1 protein-coding gene and 1 pseudogene are annotated in these 325 nt (G+C 58.2%); both read left to right on the plus strand.

The features are described from left to right. Window positions 1–14 precede the first annotated feature (14 nt). The gene (locus tag EN807_RS33815) at window positions 15–218 is read left to right on the plus strand and encodes a DUF465 domain-containing protein (protein ID WP_135938039.1); all 204 of its coding nucleotides are present in this window, start codon (window positions 15–17) and stop codon (window positions 216–218) included. 15 nt (window positions 219–233) lie between these two features. Beyond that, window positions 234–325: pseudogene (locus tag EN807_RS33820) on the plus strand (AIR carboxylase family protein); the annotation flags it as partial.

The following is a 325-nucleotide window of genomic DNA, read 5'->3' on the forward strand; positions in this document are numbered from 1 at the left end:
ATGGGGATGACAAGATTCCCGATCAGGACCAGGCGGACATCAGGCACACGCTGGCGCGGCTGCGCCAGGAGCATGAGGATTATGACGCGGCGATCAATGCGATGATCCAAACCAGCTGCGACGACCTGCAGATACAACGCATGAAAAAGAAGAAGCTGGCCGTCAAGGACAAGATGACCCAGCTGGAAGATCAGGTCATTCCCGATATCATCGCCTGAGCCCGGAGACATTACGTGACAGCAGAAACGCCCCCCGTCGCCATCATCATGGGCAGCCAGTCCGACTGGGAGACCATGAAGAACGCCGCCGACACGCTGGATGCGCT

Origin of the sequence: Mesorhizobium sp. M5C.F.Ca.ET.164.01.1.1, from assembly GCF_004792125.1 — a bacterium.
GTDB lineage: Bacteria > Pseudomonadota > Alphaproteobacteria > Rhizobiales > Rhizobiaceae > Mesorhizobium > Mesorhizobium wenxiniae.